This window comes from Olleya namhaensis, from assembly GCF_900114005.1.
In the GTDB taxonomy this organism is placed as follows: domain Bacteria; phylum Bacteroidota; class Bacteroidia; order Flavobacteriales; family Flavobacteriaceae; genus Olleya; species Olleya namhaensis.
Window position 1 is genome coordinate 82,067 of the sequence record NZ_FORM01000003.1, and the last position, 21,276, is coordinate 103,342.

Sequence of the window (21,276 nt, forward strand, 5' to 3'; positions counted from 1 at the left end):
AATTTTTTTATAATTTAAATTAATAATTTTTAGCTTACTAAAGATACAATTTTTCTCGGTCTCTTTTTTAAGCCAAAATAAATATAATTACAATTACGATTAACGGTCAATTTCTCCGATTAAACTATTTAACAAATTGAAAATAATCTAATAGTATACTATCATTGTCTCTTGCTGGCGTCATAACCTCCAATAACTTAGGTTGCTCGGTTTTATCGTAAAAATGCTCTAGAGCATTTTCTAATTGGTCTGGGTCGGTTACTTGGGTGTATTCTAAACCATACATTTGACACAAGTGCTTTGAAGACAGATTATGTTTGGTTTCGAAAAAATAATCAAAGTTATCTGTGTTTTTATGTCCTGGTAGGATTCTAAAAATCCCTCCTCCTTCGTTATTTATAACTATAATCCTAAAGTTTTTAGGTATGTAGTTATTCCACAACGCATTACTATCGTAAAAAAAGCTTAAATCTCCAGTAATAAAGACGGTTGGATTATCTCTTGTTATTGATGCTCCAATTGCGGTACTAGTACTTCCATCAATTCCACTAGTGCCTCGATTACAAAAAACGTCCAACGTTGGATTAATATCAAAAAGCTGTGTATATCTAATAGCAGAACTATTACCAACTTGTAATTGCGTATGATTTGGTATACTTTTTAGTAACACATCAAATGCTTTAAAGTCAGAAAATGGTATCAACCCCATGTATTCCAAATGCTTTTCTCTTCTAATATCCATTTGGTTTTTCCAAAATGGATTATAATCACTTTTTAAAGCTTTAGTTAATGGTATAAAAGATTGGAAAAACGAGTTTATTGATTGCTTAAACAACTTATTTAGCACAAAAAAGGTGTCATTTGCCCCATTTTCTGCTACATGCCAATGTTGTTTTGGCTTATGGGTTCTTAAAAATTTCTTTATTTTTTTTGATACTATTAAGCCTCCAAAGGTTAATAGTATTTCTGGTTGTAAGCCTTGTAACTCTTGTTCAGAAAGCGCACCAATTAATTTATCAATACTTGGACAAATATTATCGTGATGTAAGTTAGACGTACTTTCGGTTAATATCAATACACTTTCATCTTCTGCTAAAACATCAATAAAGTGCTGCTCTACGCTGTTTGGAGCTAAAACACCTACTAATACTAACTTCTTTTTGGAGTTATTCCAAATTTCAGCGAAAGCGTTATAATCTTCACTACCTATATTAGGTTTTGGTACGGGCACTATTTCTGGAGTTACCGTAAGTGCATCCATCATTTGATATAAAGGCTCATCAAACGGAATATTAACATGTACAGGGCCTTGTGTTGTTATTGCTATATTAAGGGCTTTATTAATTTCGGTTTCGTTGTATTGTTGGATTCCTTGTTGTAGCCCTAAAAAGCGTTCGATTTTATTCTCAATACTCTTCATTATTGGCAAGTCTTCCGCGAAAGCGTTTTCTTTTTCAGGATTTAAATCTTGCTTTAAATTAGCCGAATATTGTATGTGATTTTTAAAAACGTTTTCTTGATTTATAGTCTGTCCATCTCCTATTCCGACCAAGTACTTAGGTCTATCTGCACTTAAAACCACTAACGGAACATGGCTGTAATACGCTTCTGACACTGCTGGATAATAATTTAACAACGCACTACCAGAAGTACAAACCACTGCTACGGGATGCTTTATTTGTTGTGCGATACCTAATGCGAAAAAAGCTGCGCAACGCTCGTCCACAATACTATAACATTTAAAAAAAGGATCGTGAGTAAATCCAATGGTTAATGGCGCATTTCTGCTTCCTGGAGACAGTACAATGTGTTGGATATTCTTGGCTTTACAAAGCTGAATTACCGTTTGCGCTAAAGGTATTTTTGGGTGTTTCATGTGTTATACAAAAATACGAAACCCAAATCCTAAATAAAACCATTATAAGAGGTTTTTAACAGTCTTAGATTTTGCAACGGTTTCTTCCCATTCGTTTTCAGGTATAGAATCTTTTGTAATTCCCCCACCAACATAGATTAATGCTTGGTTATCCTTAATTTGCAGACATCTTAAGTTAACAAACAAATGCGATATTGTTTTTACGGATCCGTAAGCGTTATTCTCTACGTTTCTGCGATTGGTATTTCTTGTTTTGGCTTGTTTAATATTTATTTCGCCTAAAAAACCGGTATAATATTCACGATTATAGCCTTCGTTTTTTAATATAAATTGTTTAGCGTTTTCTTTAGGTAAACCGCAAACTGCAGGTGTTGGATGTAATTTAGCAATAACAGACTGCAATCCATTTTCAGGCTTTAATAGTCCAGAAATCTTAGTTTGCAAATGCAATAAATTCCCTGCTTTGATAGTCTCTGTAGTGCCCAAATTAATACTACTGACTGATGCCTCTAAACTACCTACTATAAAATCCGTAACTAATTGCTGTTCTTCTTGTTCCTTGGACTGCCACTGGACATCAACTGTGTTTTTGTATTGTTGCGTACCCGCAAGAGACATGGTTAAAAAGCGGTTGCCTTCTACTTTTAACAACGTCTCAGGCGTTGCACCTAGCCACAGTCCTACTTTTGGATGATACCAACAATACACCATTGCTGTTTTATAAGTCGCTAACAGTTTTTTAAATAGTAAAAGCGTATTGTCTTCAGGAAAAGTTTCGGTTTCAACTCGAGATATCACTACTTTTTTAAAACTACCATCTTCAATTTCGGAAATAGCTTTCTCTACTATTTGGATATGTTTCGCTTTCGCTGAAACATTTATCGTGCTACTTAATTGGCTTTTAGACTGATCCGGTTTACTATCAAACAAACAATCTATTACTTCGCTTTTATCTAAAGGAAATAATACCGTATTATCTTCATTTTTAAAAGGTGAAAACACAAAACCGCTAGCCTCAAAATTTGTCGTAAAATGAAGCTGATTGCTATCCTGAAGTATTGCTTTTACTGCTAATTGATTGGGCTTTTTATACGCTACAAAAGGAAGCTGATTTGTAAACTGCTGAGCAAGCTGTTCAAAAAAATCTGAAGACGTCATAACTTACTTCTTTTTAGGTAAAGAAATGGTTGACAATTTGCATAACGAAATAAGGTTATCATCATCATCCGTTACTCTAATATCTAGTAATTGCGTTGTACGTCCTTTATGTAAAAAAGTAGCCTTAGCGTAAACATAGCCTGAGCTAATACTTTTTAAATGGTTGGCAGTTATCTCCAAACCTCTAATCATTAAATTTTCTGAATCTAAAAAAATATGCGAAGCAAAACTACCAACGCTTTCTGCTAAAGCTGCTGTTGCGCCACCATGCAACACACCGTCTGGTTGATGCACACGTGGTGTCACTGGCATTCTGGACACTAAAAAATCCTCGCCATAATCCACAACTTCTATCTCTAAGGTTTCCATTAAAGTGTTTTTGCTTGCTTTATTTGCTATTGCTAACACTTGTGCTTTAGAATACTTCATGTAAGGGTTTGTTTTATTTTGCAAAAATACAAAACAATAGGCATTTATTTAGTTTTACTGTAGGTCGATATGCAATCCAAAAAAGCTAGCATTACTTGCTGCAGTGTATTTGGCATGTGTATAACTAAAACGCAATTTGTTGATTTTAATAGCAAATCCAGCAGACAAACCTGAAAAATTACGTTGATCAACAATACGCAACTCTTCTGCACGTCTAAAGTTATAACCTAATCTTATATTAAAACCTTTGTCTGGGAAAAGCTCCGCTCCTAAAATAGTATGTCGTATTACATTGCCTAAAAAGCCAACCTTTTCTTGTGTTTGATTACCTTCTAAATCTGTGGTTGCACGTGCCGGATTAGAGGTTCCAATAGGCCACTGTTGCAAGTTTTCAAAAGTGACATGCCAACGCAATGGTACATGCTCTAGCGTTTGAGACAAACCTAAAGTGATGTCTAATGGCAAACTTTCTTGTTGTCCTGCGTAGGTTGTAATCTGTGTTCCTAGGTTTCTGACTACTAATGCAGCTTGAAACTCTAAATCGTCATCGACATACATTAAACCCAAATCTGTTGCTACTCCAAACGAGCTGTACTGCTCTAAAGTAGACGTAATAAATTTAAGATTGGCACCAAAATAAAAATCAGAATAACCTAGTTGCAATGCATACCCTAAAGATAAGGCTGCTTCTGTACCAGTAAATGTTCCTGTTGAAATTCCGTCTTCATCATAGCCATCAAAATCGCCATAATTAATATAGGTCATCCCAGCATGTAAAGTCTGAGTACGTCTGTCCCAAGTATAAGCATAAGCAGCAGTACCATAAGTAATACCACCCAAATAGTTACTAAAATTTAATGCGAATTGGTTATCCATTTCTGGATTAATAGCCGATGGATTATATAATCCCTGCGTGACATCGTAATCTATATTGGTTAAAACTTTACCTCCCAAAGCGGCTTGACGCGGGGATGATACTAAGTTTAAAAATTGATAAGTCGATTGCCCTCCCAATTGCGCGTAACTAAACGTGCAACCAAACAATAGCAATAAAAGGACTATTTTATTTTTAAACATAGTTTCGCAAAGTAAATAAATCTACCCTAAAACGCAGATATAGTAAATTTATTTTTTACTTAAGTTTAAGCTTTTGTCCTATTTTTAAATTATTAAACTTAACGTTGTTTAGTAATGTTAGCTTTTTAACTGTTGTTTTGTGTTTTAAAGCCAAGTTGTAAAGGTTATCCCCTTTTACAATTATATGGTAATCGACACCCTCTACTTCTTCTTTAGCTTCTTCTTCAGACTCTTCTTTGTCTTCATCAGTATCATTAACTGTATCTTCAGTTGCTCCTTCTGTTTCTTCTTCTAAAACGTCTTCCACAGTTTCTTCTATAGCTTCTTCAACTACAGCTTTTTCAACTACTACCATTTCTTCAGGTTTTACAATCTGTTTTACCACGTCCTTAGCTACTACTGCATCTTCAATAGCTGTATCTTCAATAACTGTATCTTCAATAACTGTTTCATTAACAACGGTTTCAACTATTTCCTTTTGCTCTACTACTGCAGGTATCTTTACAGGCGCTGTTACTTTAGATTGTTGCGCTTTTTTAGCTGATTTTAATCGTTGCTTAGCATCTTCCAATTGTCTCTCTGCCCTTCTAACTTCTTCCGAAGCTTCCAAAACTGTTATTTGATTTGTAATTACAGTTTCTTGAACCTCAACCTTTGGAGCTGCGACAACTTCTTCTTCGATTGTTGTTACTGGAACTGTTGTATTTGATGGTTCTGAAACCGTAGGAATAATCATTGGTTTAGAATAGATACTTCCTTTAACTTTTGTTTTTTTGTCTTTTGGATTTACTGTTTTTGTTATCTTAGTATCACTTTCCATTGTTTGTGATGTCTGTGATGGTGGCGGTGCTAATGTAGATGGTGATTGTCCTGGTCTTAATTTAGCAATAATACGATCGTCTCCAGAATAACTAATTACCGGGCTACTTGATTTTACTAAAACTTTATTGATAATTTTTAACTTTTGTCCTAAACTAAGCGCGTTAGATTTTAGATTATTATCTTTTTTTAACTGCGTAAGACCTAACTTATATTTTTCTGCAATTACAGATAACGTTTCTCCTTTTTTAACAACGTGCGTAGATATGTTATTATAAACTACACCACTTGGTGTTGTTTGTAATTGTTCAGGATCCGTTTTTGCATGTTCTCTAAACACATATTCTCCTGTTAAAGTAGACATAAACGCCTCTTTTTCTTCTATTACTATTGGTAAAAACTCTTCTTCTACTTCTTGCGCTATACCTAGGTTAGCAAATAAAAACACTAAAATAAATAGTATGTTTTTCATTTTTATAAATGGATTATTTTCTGCAAATATAAGCTATTGCTTATTATCCGCTATAATTAAGGAATTTAACATAAAAAAAACACCATTATACTTTAGTTAAAAAGGATAATGGTGTTTTAAAAAATATAATTACAGACGGTTTTAGCGTCTTATTTTAATCTTAACTGCTGTCCAATTGACAACGTGTTACTTTCTAAATTATTTAAAGCTTTAATATCTGTAACAGAAACACCAGATTGTCTTGAAATACCATATAAAGTATCTCCTTTTTTAACAATCCAAGCACTTTCTGAAGGCTCTTGAGTTGCAGATGCATAAGAGATATTAAGTACCTGTCCAATGCTTAAGGCATTACTTTCTAGATTATTTATAGACTTTAATTGAGACATACTTACACCATATTGTTTAGATATAGAATATAATGTTTCTCCCCTATTAACTGTATGAGTATTACCGCCAGTTGTGTTACCACTACTAACTGTTTTACTTGCTGTATTATTTTTGTTGGATGACATTTTTGCCAAATCCTTTTTATTCATTGCTTTAAACTGGCCCGTTTTTGTATTTAACAAAGCAGGCTTTCCGTCTAAAACAACTTCAATATAATTATCGTCTTGTGCAAATGCAGTTAACGAACTAAATAATACGGCTAATACAATTAATCTTTTCATGTTACTAAAGTGTGCTTTAAAGTTTTTTTGCGTTTTTAACTTTTTGGTCGGTAATAGCAATATCAACAACCTCCAACATGTCTGACACATAATGAAACGTTAGCCCATTTAAATATTCTGGCTTAATTTCTTCTATATCTCTTCTGTTGTCTTCGCAAAGTAATATTTCTTTAATTTTTGCACGTTTAGCAGCCAATATTTTTTCTTTTATTCCACCAACGGGTAAAACTTTCCCACGAAGTGTAATTTCGCCGGTCATTGCTAAGCTCTTTTTGACTTTTCTTTGTGTAAATAATGACACTAATGATGTTAACATTGTTACACCTGCACTTGGTCCGTCTTTTGGAGTTGCACCTTCTGGCACGTGGATATGTACATTATATTTCTCAAAAACATCAGGATCTATACCCAATTCTTCAGCATGTGCTTTAATATATTCCATTGCAATGGTAGAAGACTCCTTCATCACCTTACCTAAGTTTCCTGTAATATTAAGCGATCCTTTTCCCTTAGATAAAATAGATTCGATAAATAAAATATCACCACCTACTCTAGTCCAAGCTAATCCTGTAACAACCCCTGCTACATTATTGTTTTCGTATTTATCACGTTCTAATTTTGGACCACCTAAAATTTCAATAATATCATCATTAGATATTTTGATGTTATAATCTTGCTCCATTGCTATGTTTTTTGCTGCATAACGCACCATCTTAGCAATTTGCTTTTCTAAACCACGCACACCAGACTCACGCGTATAACCTTCAACTATTTTCTCTAATTGTGGTTTTGCAATCTTAATATGCTTGTCCGTTAAACCATGCTCTTTAAGTTGCTTTGGTAATAAGTGACGTTTCGCTATTTCAACTTTTTCTTCAATAGTATACCCTGTTACATTAATAATCTCCATACGATCTCTTAATGCAGGCTGTATAGTATTTAAACTATTAGTAGTTGCAATAAACATAACCTTAGATAAATCATACCCCATTTCTAGGAAGTTATCATGAAACTCAGAGTTTTGCTCTGGATCCAACACTTCTAACAATGCAGAAGATGGATCTCCTTGATTAGAGTTAGATAATTTATCAATTTCGTCTAATACAAATACAGGATTAGATGTTCCTGCTTTTTTAAGACTCTGTAAAATACGTCCTGGCATTGCACCAATGTATGTTTTACGGTGTCCGCGTATTTCTGCTTCGTCACGTAAACCACCCAAACTCATACGCACATACTCACGTCCTAGAGCTTCTGCTACAGATTTACCTAAAGATGTTTTACCAACTCCTGGAGGTCCGTATAAACAGATTATTGGAGACTTCATGTCATTACGTAGTTTTAAAACAGCTAAATGTTCTATAATTCGTTTTTTAACGTCATCTAAACCATAATGGTCACGATCTAGTATTTTTTCGGCACGTTTTAAATCAAACTTATCTTTACTAAATTTACCCCATGGTAAATCTAGAAATAAATCTAAATAATTACGCTGTATGGAATACTCAGCAACCTGAGGATTCATACGTTGTATTTTTGCTAATTCTTTTTCAAAATGCTCTTTAACTTTTTTGTCCCATTTTTTAGTTTTAGCACGTTTTTTCATCGCTTCAATTTCTTCAGCATTACCACCACCAAGTTCTTCCTGAATGGTTTTTAATTGCTGATTTAAGAAATACTCACGTTGTTGTTGATTTAAATCGCTTTGTACTTTAGATTGGATATCGTTTTTAAGTTCTAATTTCTGGAACTCGACATTCATAAAACGTAACGTTTCTAAAGCTCTTTCTTTTAAATCGTTAATTTCTAAAAGCGCTTGTTTTTCGTCTACAGACAAATTCATGTTTGAGGACACAAAATTGATTAAAAACGCATCACTTTTAATATTTTTAATAGCAAAAGTAGCTTCTGTTGGGATATTTGGACTGTCCTTAATAATTTGTACAGCCAACTCTTTAATAGAATCTATTATAGCAGCAAACTCTTTGTTTTTCTTAGCCGGAGTTGCTTGAGGTACTTCTTTTACTGTTGCTTTAATGTATGGCTCCTCAGTGATTACTGTATCAATTTCAAAACGTTTTTTACCTTGAATAATAACTGTAGTGTTACCATCAGGCATTTTTAAAACTTTTAAAATTCTAGCTACTGTCCCTACTTGGTGTAACTCTTCAGCTTTTGGATCTTCAACCTCTTCATCAATTTGAGAGACTACTCCAATAACTTTTTCGCCTTTATTAGCGTCGTTAATTAATTTAATAGACTTATCACGTCCTGCAGTTATAGGAATTACAACACCTGGAAACAATACCGTATTACGTAACGATAAAATTGGCAAAGATTCTGGTAATTCTTCTTTAGCTATTTTTTCTTCATCTTCTGGTGTCATTAAAGGTATTAACTCTGAATTTTCGTCAAAATCCTGCAATGACAAACTGTCAAGTGATATAAAGTTAGATTTTTTCATAGATATATATAAGCCAAAATGTCACATTAGTAGTTTCATTTGGACTATTTGTTTTTAAAAATTATTCTTATTAAAAAGCCATCTTATTGATTTACTTGTTGTTAACAAAACAGTATGGCTTAATTTCATTATTAAAAATTCAATTAATGTGCCACTTTTTAAGTTTTTACTTTCAAACCGAATAGATTCCGTGTGGAAGTTAATAGAATTGGATTCAATAAAATTTAAAATATTTTTTCTAAAAGTGTAACAAAGTGTTTTAACTTTCCTCTTTATATAAAACAAACCATTTTTTGACACTAACCAAACACAATATCGAAGAGCTTATAATGCTTTGCTTATCTGGTAACCAATTAGCACAATTGGAGATTTACAACAGATATTACAAAGCAATGTACAATACCTCGTTTAGAATTGTGAACAATAGTTTTGAAGCTGAAGACATTATGCAAGAGTCCTTTTTGACCGCATTTACTAAGCTTAAGACACTAAAAGAAATAAGCACATTTAGTGCTTGGCTTAAACGTATTGTTGTTAATAATAGCATCCATGCGTTTAATAAGAATAAAAAAAATGAAGACGTAGCACTGGACGATGTATTATATAAAATTGAAGACCAACAAGGATTAGATACAACAACCCAAATTACGTCTACTAAAGCAAAACAAGTATTAGAAACTTTAAATGTCTTAAAATCTAATTACAGAATTGCGTTAACCCTTAATTTAATTGAAGGTTATGATTATGAAGAAATTAGCCAAATCATGGATATTAGTTATGCCAATTGCAGAACCACCGTGTCTAGAGCTAAAGACAGTTTAAGAAAAAAATTAGAACAATTAAACTAATTGTTATGAGCGATAAAATAGAAGACTTATTTAAAAACCTAGACAATCAATTTGATGTTGAAGTTCCAAATTTTGGACACCAACAACGGTTTTTAGACAAATTAAATAACCAACAAATTGAAGTAAAAGTAGCCAATACTAAAGCTAGTTATTGGAAACCATTATTAGCGGTAGCAGCCTCTATAGTTTTAATATTAACCATTACGTTTAATTTAAAACCTGATACTAGTGATAAAGATTTAGCTAGTGTGTCTCCAGAAATGGCAGAAACACAAACTTTTTTTGCAAATACAATCACCTTTGAATTAAACAAATTAAATACAGAGAAAAGTCCTGAAACAGAAAAACTAGTAAACGATGCTTTACTAAGATTAGGACAGCTAGAAAAAGAATACAAAACACTAAAATTAAATTTAACAGAAAGCGGAGAAGATCAACGTGTTATTTACGCAATGATTACCAACTTTCAGAACAGAATAGACTTGCTACAAAGCACGCTTTTACAAATCGAAGCGATAAAAACATTAAAACAAAACAATTATGAAACTACTTTATAAACTAACCTTATGCCTATTGCTGCCGCTTTTCGCGTTTTCAAATAATGGCAATTGGGATGGCAAACACACTAAGAAAAAGACCATTAACAAAACCTATACTGTAAGTAAAGATGCAACGCTAAAAGTAGCCAACAAGTATGGAAACGTAGATATTGTTACCTGGACAGGAAACACAATAGAGATTGAAGTAACAATTACTACCAATGGTAATGATCCAGAGGAAGTAGATAAAAGATTAAATGAAATTGATGTCGAGTTTAACGCATCCTCTAACCATGTCTCTGCCGAAACTGTTATTGGTAAAAAGAAGAAAAACTCTTGGTGGAGTTGGTCTAGTAATAATGACGTGAACATGAAAATAAATTATGTTATTAAAATGCCTATTACAAATAACGTAAGCTTAAATAACGACTATGGTAATATTACATTAGATACGCTTGAAGGACATGCTGACATAAAGTGCGACTATGGTAAGATTACAACTAAAGAGTTATTAGCAGATAACAACACCATCCAATTTGATTATACAAACAATAGTTATTTTGAGTATATAAAAAGTGGAAAAATAAATGCCGACTATAGTGGGTTTACCGTAGCAAAAAGTAAAGATTTGACTATAGTTGCCGATTACACAAAATCACTTATAGAAATTGTAGAAAACATAGATTATAACTGTGACTACGGAAGCTTACGTGTTAATAAACTTAATAGCATTTCTGGTAACGGAAACTACCTTACAGTTGTCTTAGGTGATGTGTATAAAAATGTTAATATAAATGCAGATTATGGTTCTATTAAAATAGGAAAAATGGCCAAAAATGCTAAAAACATAAGCATCCAATCTGATTACGTGGGTATTAAAATAGGTATTGATGCAGAATACGCCTTTAACTTTGATATTAACTTAGAATATGGTGGACTTAACGGAGATGACCATTTTGAAGTACAAACAAAAAGTATAAAAAACACAGACAAGTACTACTCTGGTTACCATTTAAAAAATGGTACAGGAAATTTAGTTAAAATAAACTCAGAATACGGAAGCGTCACTTTTGATAAAAAATAATCAATTAATAATATAAATCAATCACTATGAATTTTTCAGCACACAAACACTTACCAATTACAAATGCGGTAAGTAAAACATTAAAACAAACATTACTTTTAGCATTAACTCTAGTTACTTTCTCCTCTTGTAATGCACAATGGGGTAACGGTAAAAAGATTAAAGGAAACGGAAATGTTACCACCATTACTAGATCAACATCAGATTATGATGCCATTAGATTAGCTGGTTGGATGGACTTTGAATTAGTAAAAGGAACAGAAGGTACAATTACTATTGAAGGTGAAGAAAACTTATTAGACTACATTATTACAGAAGTTGAATCTAACGGATTAGTAATTAAAATAGAAAATAACACAAATTTAAAACCAAGCGGAAGCAATAAAATTAAAATTACGGTTCCATTTGAAGACATAGATAAATTAACTTTATCAGGTTCTGGAGATGTTACTTCTAATGCAACATTCTACTCTAAAAATTTTGAAACTAAAGTATCTGGATCCGGAGATGTTACTTTAGATGTAGAAGCTACAAATGTAAAAGCTTCGGTTACTGGATCTGGAGATTTAACCATTACTGGTACTACTAAAAACTTAGAAGCAAGTGTTACTGGGTCAGGAGACATCCATGCTGAGCGTTTAAAGTCTGACAATGCAGATGTAAAAGTTACAGGGTCCGGCGGAATAGAAGTTTACGCTAAAGACAGTTTAAAAGCAAAAGTTACTGGATCTGGAGATATAGATTATAAAGGTAACCCGTCAAACGTAAATAAAAAAGTTACAGGCTCTGGAGATATTAGTAATTAAGACTCTAAGTGAATCTATAGTTTAAAGGATTTTGCAATTAATTGTAAAATCCTTTTTTTTATGTTCTAAAATTATTGATTTAGAATGCTATATTTGAGTCATGAAAAAAAGCTTAGGATATCAAACTACAGTAGACTTTTATAATTGTAATAAAAACACCATCAATTCAGTCTCAACAATAACCACTATTTTAGAAACAGCAGCCAAGTTAATGAACCTTAATGTAGTTAACACAACTATACACCAGTTCTCTCCTATTGGTATTAGTGGTGTAATTGTAATTAAAGAAAGTCATATTGCAATACACACTTGGCCAGAACATAACTATGTCGCATTAGACTTTTTTACATGCAGTACCTTTAACAATCTTGAAAAAGGTATACTATGGATCCAAGAACAATTTGAATCTGATAAAATAGAGCAGCAATTTTCTCAAAGAGGATTTTTAGAAAAAATACATTAAGTTATGAGTTTTAAAAAATCAATTGCAAAATATTTTGATGACGAAAAAGGTAACGCTAAAGGAGAAGCACTATTAGAATATTTTATAGCAGTACTAATTCTAATAAATGTATTAGCCATTATATTAGAATCCTATAAAAGCATCTATACCAGTTATAAATCCCTTTTTCAATTACTAGAACTATTTACAATCATTGTTTTTTCAATCGAATATATCATTCGTATTTGGGTTTCAGATTTAATCTACCCACACCTATCTCCTACCAAAGCGCGATTAAAATATGCGCTTTCTTTTATGGGAATAGTAGATTTAGCATCAATATTGCCATTCTATTTGCCATTTATAGTCACGTTAGATTTAAGAATAATCAGATTGTTACGTTTATTTAGATTATTGAGAGTTTTAAAATTAAATCGAAATTTTAAAAGTTTAGCGGTAATACGTTCTGTAATAATTAAAACAAAAAATGAAATATTAGTTTCAGCCATATTAGTATTTATATTACTAATAATAGCATCTACTTTAATGTTTTATATAGAAAACAAAGCACAACCTGAAGCTTTTGAAAATATTGGACAAGCACTTTGGTGGGCAGTTGCAACCTTAACTACCGTAGGATATGGAGATATTTACCCAATAACAGGACTTGGTAAAATAATGAGTGCTTTTATCGCTTTACTAGGTATTGGTTTTGTAGCCTTACCAACCGGTATTATTAGCTCTGCCTATATTGAAGAAATACGTAGCCAAAAGAAAACAGAAAAATGTATTTGCCCACATTGTAATAAAGAAATAATAGAATAATGTTTGGAAACAAAAAACAACATCCATTAAATAAACTAAAAGTGGGGTTTTCATTTAGTTTATTAAAAAAAGAATGGACCATCCTTGAACTTGGTGAATATAGTTGGGATACAGGAAATATGAGTGTAGAATACACCATTGAAAGTGGTGCTGAAAAAGCATTTTTAGAAGTCGAATTTTATCGTGGTGAATTTGAAGTTATCTATAGCGAAACATTGCATCTAGGAACTATTGATTTAGATGAAATTATTGATGATGGTTACTTTAATTTTGAAGGTAAAGATTATAAATTAGAAGAAACATATTCAGGCTCTTACAGAAATATGACTATTTTTACAAGCACTGAAACCTTAACTAGTTATCAATTTTATTACAAAGACAATTGTATTACTATTGAAAAATGGAGTGACGGAAGTATTGAATCCTTTTATGGAAAAGAAATAAAACCTAAAAAAATAACCAACATTAACACCTTATAAAATGATTAACAAAATTATATGTGCTACTGTAATTAGCCTTTTATTGTTTTCGTGTGATAACACGGAAAAAGAGGTAAAAACAATAACTGTTGAGCCTTCTCAAGCCATATTAAAAAACATACCAAGTAACGATTTTTCGTTAGTATTGGATGATATGACTATTGAAGAAACTGAGAATCAAATTATACACAAACACAAGTATAAAGTTTTAGAGCTTAAAAAAGATTCGTTATACAGTACAGATAAAGACTGGGCTGTTGTAAATCAAACTTTTTTTTCTAATCATAAAAATGATTTAGGAATGGAAATTTTATCAAGGCATAATGGTAAAGTTTCAACATTAGCACAACCCGTAGGTTTTGGTTGGGCAATTGGAAATACAGCGCATGGCGAATGGGAAGAGACTAAAAAAGACTCTACAAGCACGTCCAATTCCGGAACAACACATAGACGTTGGAGAACACATTCTACTAGTCCATTTTTTTGGCTTTGGTTAGGTTCTAGACGTAGTATATTTAGAAGCGATTATACTAATTACAGAACATACAATACTAGTGGCAGAAGCTATTATGGACAAAATAGCAATAATACTTATGGATACGGTACCAGAAGTAGTTACCAGAAAAAAACAAGGTCTTCGTTTTTTACAAGACAAAGTAAAAATACCTCACGCTGGAATAATTTAGAAAAAAGAACTAGTAGAAGTTCTTCAAGATACAAATCAGGGTCTTCAACACGATCTAGATCAGGTGGAACTGGAAAATAGTAATTTTGAGTTATACTAAAAAACAAAAATCTACCGCTTTAAAAGTAGCCTTATTTGCTACAGGCTTAAGCGGTATCGTGGCAGAGTATATTCTGTCAACCTTAGCATCTTATTTTATTGGTAACGCCATATTGCAGTTTACATTAATTGTTTCAATTATGTTATTTGCAATGGGCTTAGGTAGTCGGTTATCCAGATTATTTACTGGTAATGTTGTTTTATCGTTTATTGTAACCGAGCTAGTGCTTTCTGTATTTATATCCTTTTCAGCAATTATTTGCTATTTGGTTTATGGATTTACAGATTTTTCATGGTTGATTATTTATATGTTTTCAATACTAATAGGTTTATTAATTGGATTAGAAATCCCGCTAGCAACCCGAATAAATGATGACTACGAAGAGCTGAGACTTAACATTTCCAATATTCTTGAGAAAGATTATTTTGGGAGTTTAATTGGAGGACTATTTTTTGCTTTTGTAGGCTTACCATATTTAGGATTAACCTACACGCCATTTATACTTGGGTTTCTTAATTTAAGTGTTTCGTTTTGGTTGTTTATTGTACTTAAAGACACATTTTCTGCAAAAACAAAAAAAATGCTTTCCATAACTTACGTGATTGTATCCACTTGTATTGCATTAGGCGTTTATTTTGCTAGCCCAATAGTACAATACGGAGAGCAAGTAAAATACAAGGACAAAATAGTGTTTAGTCAACAAACTAAGTATCAAAAAATAGTTATTACTAAATGGAAAGACTGGCACTCGTTATATATAAACGGAAACCAACAACTATCCTCTTTTGATGAGTTTATGTATCATGAACCTATGGCACACGTAACCATGGGATTAGCACCAAAAAAAAGTAATATTTTAATTTTAGGAGGTGGTGATGGTTGTTTAGCTCGAGAAATTTTAAAATACAAGTCAGTTAACACTATTACTTTGGTTGATTTAGACCCTATAATGCTAGAGCTTGGTAAAGACAACCAAACGTTTAAAACCTTAAACAACGATGCTCTAAACAGTCCTAAAGTAACAACTGTTGCAGATGATGCCTTTTCTTTTTTAGAAAGAAATGACATATTATATGATGTCATATTTGTGGACCTTCCAGATCCAAACAATGTTGATCTAAACAAACTGTACACTAAAGAGTTTTATTATTTATGTAAGAATAAGTTAAGCGATAATGGCTTAATGATAACCCAATCAGGAAGTCCCTATTACGCAACAAAAGCCTTTTACTGTATAGAAAAAACAATGCGTGCTGCGCAATTAAATACCATTCCATTACATAATCAAATTTTAACTTTAGGAGAATGGGGCTGGATTATAGGTAGCAAAAACAAGATAACTACAAAACAGGTTCATGATGTAGATGTTTCTAGTATACCGTCCTTAAAATGGCTTAATAATAGCTCAATTGGTTTGTTGACGTCTTTTGGAAAACCATTAGCAGATACAACGGATATTAAAATTAATACTATTTTCAACCCTAAGCTGTATACTTATTACAAAGAAGGTAATTGGAATCTGTATTAATAAATATTACCAAAATTAAACTTTTAAATAACTAATTCAAATCGCCCTCTTTTGGTACTCTAAATAACAACACAATACCTATTAAAAAGAATATGAATAAAAACAAGATGGCATTACGCATACTTCCCGTTAATTGATCTATTGTCGCAAAAATTACCATACCTATTACAATACCTATTTTTTCTGCTACATCATAAAAACTAAAATAAGACGTTGTGTCTTCTGTTTCTGGTAAAAATTTTGAATACGTTGATCGTGCTAGACTTTGCACACCTCCCATTACTAAACCAACAAAACCAGCAGCTAAATAAAATTGCATTGGTGTTTCCATAAAATAGGCGTAAAAACAAAGGAACATCCATATTATATTTACAACAATAAGTGTTTTAATGTTTCCGAATTTAGACGATGCTACTGAAGTTAAAAAAGCACCTAAAATAGCAACTAATTGAATAACTAATATACTTACTATTAACCCTTGTGTTTTAGCATCAGCGCCTCCCCAATTAATCTCTTCTTCTCCAAAGTACACCGCAACCAACATAATGGTTTGTACCGCCATACTAAACACAAAAAAGGCTGTTAAGTAACGTTTAAGTCTTAAGTTCTGTTTTAACTGAATCCAAACTAACTTTAATTCTTTTAAACCATTAAAAACAACAGCTCTAGTTACCTTATGTCCTTTAGATACCCCTTTTGGTAAGACATAAAAAGAGTACTGACTAAATAATATCCACCATAAACCAACGGTTATAAAAGATATACGCATGGCTTGAAAAGATGCTGCATTTTTAGCCTCTTTTAATGCTTCTGCTATTTGTCCTTCTGTTCCTGTTTCTCTGATTGATTCAGAAATACTAATATCAAAACCAAACCAATCTGGCTTCATTACCATAGCTAAGTTTAATAATAATAGTGTAACACTTCCAATGTACCCCATACTAAACCCTTTGGCACTAATACTATCTTGCTGTTCTGGATAAGCTATATCTGGTAGATAAGAGTTATAAAAAACCAAACTGCCCCAATACCCAATTAATCCCATAAAATAGAAGAACAAACTTAGGTGAATGGAATCTATACTAAACCAGTATAACCCAATACAACCTGTACCTCCAACGTAGCAGAAAAACTTCATGAAATTTTTCTTATTACCAACATAATCGGCAATACCTGATAAAATTGGAGAAGTAAAAGCAACAACTAGAAATGTAAATGCTGTAACATAGGTTATTAATGCTGTACTTTTAAATACCATCCCAAAAGCAGGTACTGTTTTTTCTACTTGTGATACAAAAAGTGCAGAATAGAATATAGGAAATATAGAAGATGCTATTGTTAGCGTGTAAACCGAATTTGCCCAGTCATAGAAAGCCCAAGCATTAAGTAGTTTTTTACTTCCCTTTTCAAGATTTGCCATTTAATAAGTGTTAGTTAGAGCCTAAAAATACAAAAGCTGCTCTATAAAAGAGCAGCTTTAAAAATAATTAAATATTTTAATAAGTAACTAGTATTTTCCTAATGGCTTAAAGCTAGTAACTCCAAACTTCTTTGCTTCTGCTTTCGCAGCTGGCGACAATGCTGTTAAGTTATCAATACGTGTTTGATTTGCAGGGTGAGTACTTAAAAACTCTGGTGGCGCCTCTCCACTACTTGCTGCTGCCATACGTCTCCATAGGTTTGCAGCCTCATCTGGGTTATAACCAGCAATAGCTGTTAAATACAATCCAATTTTGTCTGCTTCCGTTTCATGACTTCTACTAAAAGGTAACATCCCTAAAACATTAGATCCAACACCGTAATATTGGTTAAACGCATTTCTTGTTTGATCATCTTTAATGGCAACATTTCCAGCTACAGCTAAACCTTGTTGTAAATATGAAGCACTCATACGTTGCTGACCATGATTTGCTAGTGCGTGCGCAACTTCATGTCCCATAATGGCTGCTACCGCAGATTCGTTTTCTGCTACAGGTAAAATCCCTGTGTAGAATACAATTTTACCTCCGGGCATACACCAAGCATTGATAATATCTTCATCAATTAGGTTATACTCCCACTTATAATCATTCAAATATCCTTGTTGACCATTTGCATTTAACCAACGTTCTGCAGCAACTGCTATACGCTGACCAACACGCTTAATCATATCAGCACGAGCCGTACCTGTTTCTACTTTGCTTTCTGTCAACACTTGATTATATTGTGCAAATGCAGTCGGAAATAATTGAGAGTTAGACACAAATGCTAGCGTCTTTTTTCCCGTAAACGGATTTGTTGCACAAGACATAAACATCACTAATGTTAATGTCACAACTATTGTATTCTTAAATTTCATATGGATTGTTGTTAATTCTTTTATAAAACTACAAAAACTTAGCCACAATTAAGTAATGACCGTATTTATCATGTTAGTAACATCGATAAACGTCAAAAAAGAACCTGTAAACTGTTAATTTTATTGTGTTATTTTCCTATTAAATGAATTTCTGCAAAGTTTTTATCGACAACCATTGATAGCGTTTCGTTTACTTGTAAATTTTCTATTGAAATAATTTCGTTATCAATTTGAATCTCTTTTATCTCGAAAGGTAAACCATGTAAATTAAGTTTAAAGGTTTTATAAGACGCCTCATACTTACCTTCTTTATGCTGTTGTATAATTAACTCGTTAGCCTTACCTGTTAGTTTAAACGTTCTAAAACTATAACGTCCTTTAGTATAGTCATAACCGTCATGTGCATCGTCATACAATTCAGATACTTCTTTCCCTAATTTATAATAGACTTCTAAAGCTAATTCTTCAATTTCAATTTCTCCAACATATTGTTGCACAGGGAATTTAGGAATAATAGCACCTTCTTTTATAAACATTGGCATACTGTCTATTTCTGCATCTACCCATTTTTCCTTTCCTCCTTCAACATATTCATCTGTCCAGAAATTATACCAACTTCCTCTAGGAATATACATTCTACGTCCTTTTGCATTTGGCTCTTGAATTGGACACACCAATATTTGATTTCCGTATACAAATTCATCTGTTCTGTAATGCGTTTGTTGGTCTTCTTGATCGAATAAGACTAACGACTGTAATAATGGTGTCCCATGTTCTATCAGCTTCCAGAATGCCGTATATAAATACGGTAACAATTGGTAACGTAGTTCAATAAATTTTCTAACAATATCAGTAACATCATCATCAAATGCCCAAGGTTCTTGATCACCATGGTCTCCTGAAGAATGCACACGACAAAATGGATGGAATACGCCTAATTGGATCCAACGCGTGTATAATTCGCCTTGAGGCTGTTCTGCAAAACCACCAATATCACTACCTGCAAAACTAAACCCTGACATAGCCATGCGCTGTGCTTGAATATTTGCAATACTTAAATGCTCCCAAGTCGCCACATTATCTCCTGTCCAAGTAGACGTATAACGTTGCGTTCCTGAGTACGCTGCTCTGGTTATAACAAACGGACGTTTTGGGTAATTAAATTTTTTCATTCCATGGTACGTCGCTCGCGCCATTTGCATACCATAAACATTATGCGCTTTTCTATGACTACAACGGTTACCATCATAATCATGTCTAACATCATCAGGGAATGTTTTGTTTGGCACTTCCATAACTGCGGGCTCATTCATATCATTCCAAACCCCTTGCACGCCAATATCTTCTACTAATTCTTTAAATAAACCTGACCACCAATCTCTAACTTCTGGTTTAGTAAAATCTGGGAAATAACATTCTCCTGGCCATACTTTTCCTTTCATGTAAGGACCATCAGCACGTTTACAGAAATAGTCTTTTTCTAGTGCTTCTTTAAATACAGAATATTCGTGATCTATCTTTATACCTGGATCTATAATAGCGACCGTTTTAAAACCATCATCCAATAACTCTTTCACCATACGTTTAGGATCCGGAAAATAGTCTTTATTCCAAGTAAAACATCTAAATCCGTCCATGTAATCGATATCCAAGTAAATGGCATCACATGGTATTTGTAACTCTCTAAACTTGTTGGTGATTTCTTTTACATTAGCTTCTGGATAGTAACTCCATTTACATTGATGAAATCCTAATGCCCAAAGTGGTGGCAGCTGGTGTGGTTTTCCTGTTAAATCTGTATAACTTTCCACGACATCATTCATTTTAGGCCCGTAGATAAAGTAATAATTCATCTCTCCTCCTTGTGCCCAAAAACTTGTTACATTTCGTCTTTCTTGACCAAAATCAAAATACGTTCTAAATGTATTATCAAAAAATATCCCATAGGCTTTGTTATGGTGTAAGCCTGTAAAAAACGGAATAGCTTTATATATTGGGTCTGTTTGCTTACCAAATGCATAAGAATCTGTTACCCAATTTTCAAAACGCTTTCCTTTTAAGTTTAAATGTTCTGGTTTATCTCCTAAGCCAAAGTAGCTTTCACGATCATTTATGGTTTTACTCATTTTAACAATGTTACCACCATACTCATAGCTTTCTTCCCAATGAAAACCAATTTCGTCTTCATTTATCAAAGTGTTATCCTTGACATCGTAAATACGTATTCTTAAATTTTCCTTTGCAATTTTACAAAGTAATTTAGAGGTAATAATATGGTATTCTTCATCATTTTCTACAATCTCTAAATGATTATACCCTTTGCTAGCATACTTAGTGATAGCATAAGAAAAATCGTTATCAAAAGTACCTGTGGTTGTATACCTAAATCGTAATACACTGTCTCTAAAAACGGTTAATTGAAGGACAACATTATTATCTGTTGAAAAATATAATGTATCGACATCTTTTTTAAAAGAGACGAACTTTGATGGAAACAAATTTCCTTTTTGTTCTAATTCTGTATTTACAATCATAATTGTATATTATTTATAAAGTAAAAAAACGGAAAATTTTAATGTTATAAAAACATTGATTACAGTTATTACCACAAATTATTAACTATAACGATTTCGGTA

The 21,276-nt window shown here is 32.7% G+C and carries 19 protein-coding genes; 9 read left to right on the forward strand and 10 right to left on the reverse strand.

Translation table 11 applies throughout. The annotated features are described in order from the left end of the window. Positions 1-124: 124 nt before the first annotated feature. From menD to lon, 7 genes are all read right to left on the reverse strand, one after another. Positions 125-1,876, reverse strand: a complete 1,752-nt coding sequence (gene menD / locus BMZ09_RS06010) for a 2-succinyl-5-enolpyruvyl-6-hydroxy-3-cyclohexene-1-carboxylate synthase (protein ID WP_090838509.1) — start codon at positions 1,874-1,876, stop codon at positions 125-127. Between the two features lie 42 nt (positions 1,877-1,918). Further along, positions 1,919-3,034: a chorismate-binding protein gene (locus BMZ09_RS06015; protein ID WP_090838511.1), complete on the reverse strand. Its 1,116-nt coding sequence runs from the start codon at positions 3,032-3,034 to the stop codon at positions 1,919-1,921. 3 nt (positions 3,035-3,037) lie between these two features. Continuing rightward, complete coding sequence (locus BMZ09_RS06020; RefSeq protein WP_090838513.1) at positions 3,038-3,463, reverse strand: PaaI family thioesterase; 426 nt, start codon at positions 3,461-3,463, stop codon at positions 3,038-3,040. A gap of 54 nt (positions 3,464-3,517) precedes the next feature. Further along, entirely contained in the window at positions 3,518-4,540 is a 1,023-nt protein-coding gene (gene porQ / locus BMZ09_RS06025; RefSeq protein WP_090838515.1) for a type IX secretion system protein PorQ, read from the reverse strand. Between the two features lie 55 nt (positions 4,541-4,595). Continuing rightward, a complete protein-coding gene (locus BMZ09_RS06030) occupies positions 4,596-5,831 on the reverse strand; it encodes a lytic transglycosylase (protein ID WP_090838517.1) in 1,236 nt (411 codons plus the stop codon). Positions 5,832-5,980: 149 nt separating this feature from the next. Beyond that, positions 5,981-6,502 (reverse strand): LysM peptidoglycan-binding domain-containing protein, encoded by a 522-nt coding sequence (locus BMZ09_RS06035; protein WP_177183512.1) that lies wholly within the window; start codon positions 6,500-6,502, stop codon positions 5,981-5,983. A 16-nt stretch (positions 6,503-6,518) separates the two neighbouring features. Beyond that, on the reverse strand, positions 6,519-8,966 hold the full coding sequence (lon, locus tag BMZ09_RS06040; RefSeq protein ID WP_090838521.1) for an endopeptidase La: 2,448 nt from the start codon (positions 8,964-8,966) through the stop codon (positions 6,519-6,521). A gap of 293 nt (positions 8,967-9,259) precedes the next feature. On the opposite strand from lon, the gene BMZ09_RS06045 reads away from it, so the two are divergent. The 9 genes from BMZ09_RS06045 (at position 9,260) to BMZ09_RS06085 (ending at position 16,302) form a co-directional block, all read left to right on the forward strand. Further along, on the forward strand, positions 9,260-9,814 hold the full coding sequence (locus tag BMZ09_RS06045) for an RNA polymerase sigma factor (protein ID WP_090838523.1): 555 nt from the start codon (positions 9,260-9,262) through the stop codon (positions 9,812-9,814). A gap of 5 nt (positions 9,815-9,819) precedes the next feature. After that, complete coding sequence (locus tag BMZ09_RS06050; protein WP_090838525.1) at positions 9,820-10,371, forward strand: hypothetical protein; 552 nt, start codon at positions 9,820-9,822, stop codon at positions 10,369-10,371. Beyond that, positions 10,355-11,437 (forward strand): hypothetical protein, encoded by a 1,083-nt coding sequence (locus tag BMZ09_RS06055; protein ID WP_090838527.1) that lies wholly within the window; start codon positions 10,355-10,357, stop codon positions 11,435-11,437. The genes BMZ09_RS06050 and BMZ09_RS06055 overlap by 17 nt, the downstream gene beginning before the upstream one ends. Before the next feature lie 26 nt (positions 11,438-11,463). Beyond that, positions 11,464-12,243 carry a head GIN domain-containing protein gene (locus tag BMZ09_RS06060; protein ID WP_090838529.1) on the forward strand — a complete coding sequence of 260 codons (780 nt, stop codon included), beginning with the start codon at positions 11,464-11,466 and terminating at the stop codon, positions 12,241-12,243. 100 nt (positions 12,244-12,343) lie between these two features. Beyond that, the gene (gene speD / locus BMZ09_RS06065; RefSeq protein ID WP_090838531.1) at positions 12,344-12,706 is read left to right on the forward strand and encodes an adenosylmethionine decarboxylase; all 363 of its coding nucleotides are present in this window, start codon (positions 12,344-12,346) and stop codon (positions 12,704-12,706) included. A gap of 3 nt (positions 12,707-12,709) precedes the next feature. Further along, positions 12,710-13,510, forward strand: a complete 801-nt coding sequence (locus BMZ09_RS06070; RefSeq protein WP_090838533.1) for an ion transporter — start codon at positions 12,710-12,712, stop codon at positions 13,508-13,510. Further along, complete coding sequence (locus BMZ09_RS06075; RefSeq protein WP_090838535.1) at positions 13,510-13,989, forward strand: DUF4178 domain-containing protein; 480 nt, start codon at positions 13,510-13,512, stop codon at positions 13,987-13,989. The genes BMZ09_RS06070 and BMZ09_RS06075 overlap by 1 nt, the downstream gene beginning before the upstream one ends. A gap of 1 nt (position 13,990) precedes the next feature. Further along, positions 13,991-14,755 carry a hypothetical protein gene (locus tag BMZ09_RS06080; protein WP_090838538.1) on the forward strand — a complete coding sequence of 255 codons (765 nt, stop codon included), beginning with the start codon at positions 13,991-13,993 and terminating at the stop codon, positions 14,753-14,755. Between the two features lie 5 nt (positions 14,756-14,760). Beyond that, positions 14,761-16,302 carry a polyamine aminopropyltransferase gene (locus tag BMZ09_RS06085; protein WP_090838540.1) on the forward strand — a complete coding sequence of 514 codons (1,542 nt, stop codon included), beginning with the start codon at positions 14,761-14,763 and terminating at the stop codon, positions 16,300-16,302. A gap of 31 nt (positions 16,303-16,333) precedes the next feature. Here the strand turns inward: BMZ09_RS06085 and BMZ09_RS06090 are convergent, their stop codons facing one another. From BMZ09_RS06090 to BMZ09_RS06100, 3 genes are all read right to left on the reverse strand, one after another. Continuing rightward, positions 16,334-17,722 (reverse strand): MFS transporter, encoded by a 1,389-nt coding sequence (locus tag BMZ09_RS06090; RefSeq protein WP_090838542.1) that lies wholly within the window; start codon positions 17,720-17,722, stop codon positions 16,334-16,336. Between the two features lie 87 nt (positions 17,723-17,809). Next, positions 17,810-18,640 carry a M48 family metallopeptidase gene (locus tag BMZ09_RS06095; RefSeq protein WP_090838544.1) on the reverse strand — a complete coding sequence of 277 codons (831 nt, stop codon included), beginning with the start codon at positions 18,638-18,640 and terminating at the stop codon, positions 17,810-17,812. A gap of 128 nt (positions 18,641-18,768) precedes the next feature. Beyond that, complete coding sequence (locus BMZ09_RS06100; protein ID WP_090838546.1) at positions 18,769-21,174, reverse strand: glycoside hydrolase family 31 protein; 2,406 nt, start codon at positions 21,172-21,174, stop codon at positions 18,769-18,771. Positions 21,175-21,276: the final 102 nt, after the last annotated feature.

Bases quoted from the DNA above. Each gene is read 5' to 3' on its own strand.
- menD (WP_090838509.1), bottom strand. From the start codon at position 1,876: ATGAAACACCCAAAAATACCTTTAGCGCAAACGGTAATTCAGCTTTGT.
- BMZ09_RS06030 (WP_090838517.1), bottom strand. From the start codon at position 5,831: ATGAAAAACATACTATTTATTTTAGTGTTTTTATTTGCTAACCTAGGT.
- BMZ09_RS06060 (WP_090838529.1), top strand. From the start codon at position 11,464: ATGAATTTTTCAGCACACAAACACTTACCAATTACAAATGCGGTAAGT.
- BMZ09_RS06070 (WP_090838533.1), top strand. From the start codon at position 12,710: ATGAGTTTTAAAAAATCAATTGCAAAATATTTTGATGACGAAAAAGGT.
- lon (WP_090838521.1), bottom strand. From the start codon at position 8,966: ATGAAAAAATCTAACTTTATATCACTTGACAGTTTGTCATTGCAGGAT.
- BMZ09_RS06095 (WP_090838544.1), bottom strand. From the start codon at position 18,640: ATGAAATTTAAGAATACAATAGTTGTGACATTAACATTAGTGATGTTT.
- speD (WP_090838531.1), top strand. From the start codon at position 12,344: ATGAAAAAAAGCTTAGGATATCAAACTACAGTAGACTTTTATAATTGT.
- BMZ09_RS06100 (WP_090838546.1), bottom strand. From the start codon at position 21,174: ATGATTGTAAATACAGAATTAGAACAAAAAGGAAATTTGTTTCCATCA.
- BMZ09_RS06015 (WP_090838511.1), bottom strand. From the start codon at position 3,034: ATGACGTCTTCAGATTTTTTTGAACAGCTTGCTCAGCAGTTTACAAAT.
- BMZ09_RS06080 (WP_090838538.1), top strand. From the start codon at position 13,991: ATGATTAACAAAATTATATGTGCTACTGTAATTAGCCTTTTATTGTTT.
- porQ (WP_090838515.1), bottom strand. From the start codon at position 4,540: ATGTTTAAAAATAAAATAGTCCTTTTATTGCTATTGTTTGGTTGCACG.
- BMZ09_RS06055 (WP_090838527.1), top strand. From the start codon at position 10,355: ATGAAACTACTTTATAAACTAACCTTATGCCTATTGCTGCCGCTTTTC.
- BMZ09_RS06020 (WP_090838513.1), bottom strand. From the start codon at position 3,463: ATGAAGTATTCTAAAGCACAAGTGTTAGCAATAGCAAATAAAGCAAGC.
- BMZ09_RS06075 (WP_090838535.1), top strand. From the start codon at position 13,510: ATGTTTGGAAACAAAAAACAACATCCATTAAATAAACTAAAAGTGGGG.
- BMZ09_RS06050 (WP_090838525.1), top strand. From the start codon at position 9,820: ATGAGCGATAAAATAGAAGACTTATTTAAAAACCTAGACAATCAATTT.
- BMZ09_RS06035 (WP_177183512.1), bottom strand. From the start codon at position 6,502: ATGAAAAGATTAATTGTATTAGCCGTATTATTTAGTTCGTTAACTGCA.
- BMZ09_RS06090 (WP_090838542.1), bottom strand. From the start codon at position 17,722: ATGGCAAATCTTGAAAAGGGAAGTAAAAAACTACTTAATGCTTGGGCT.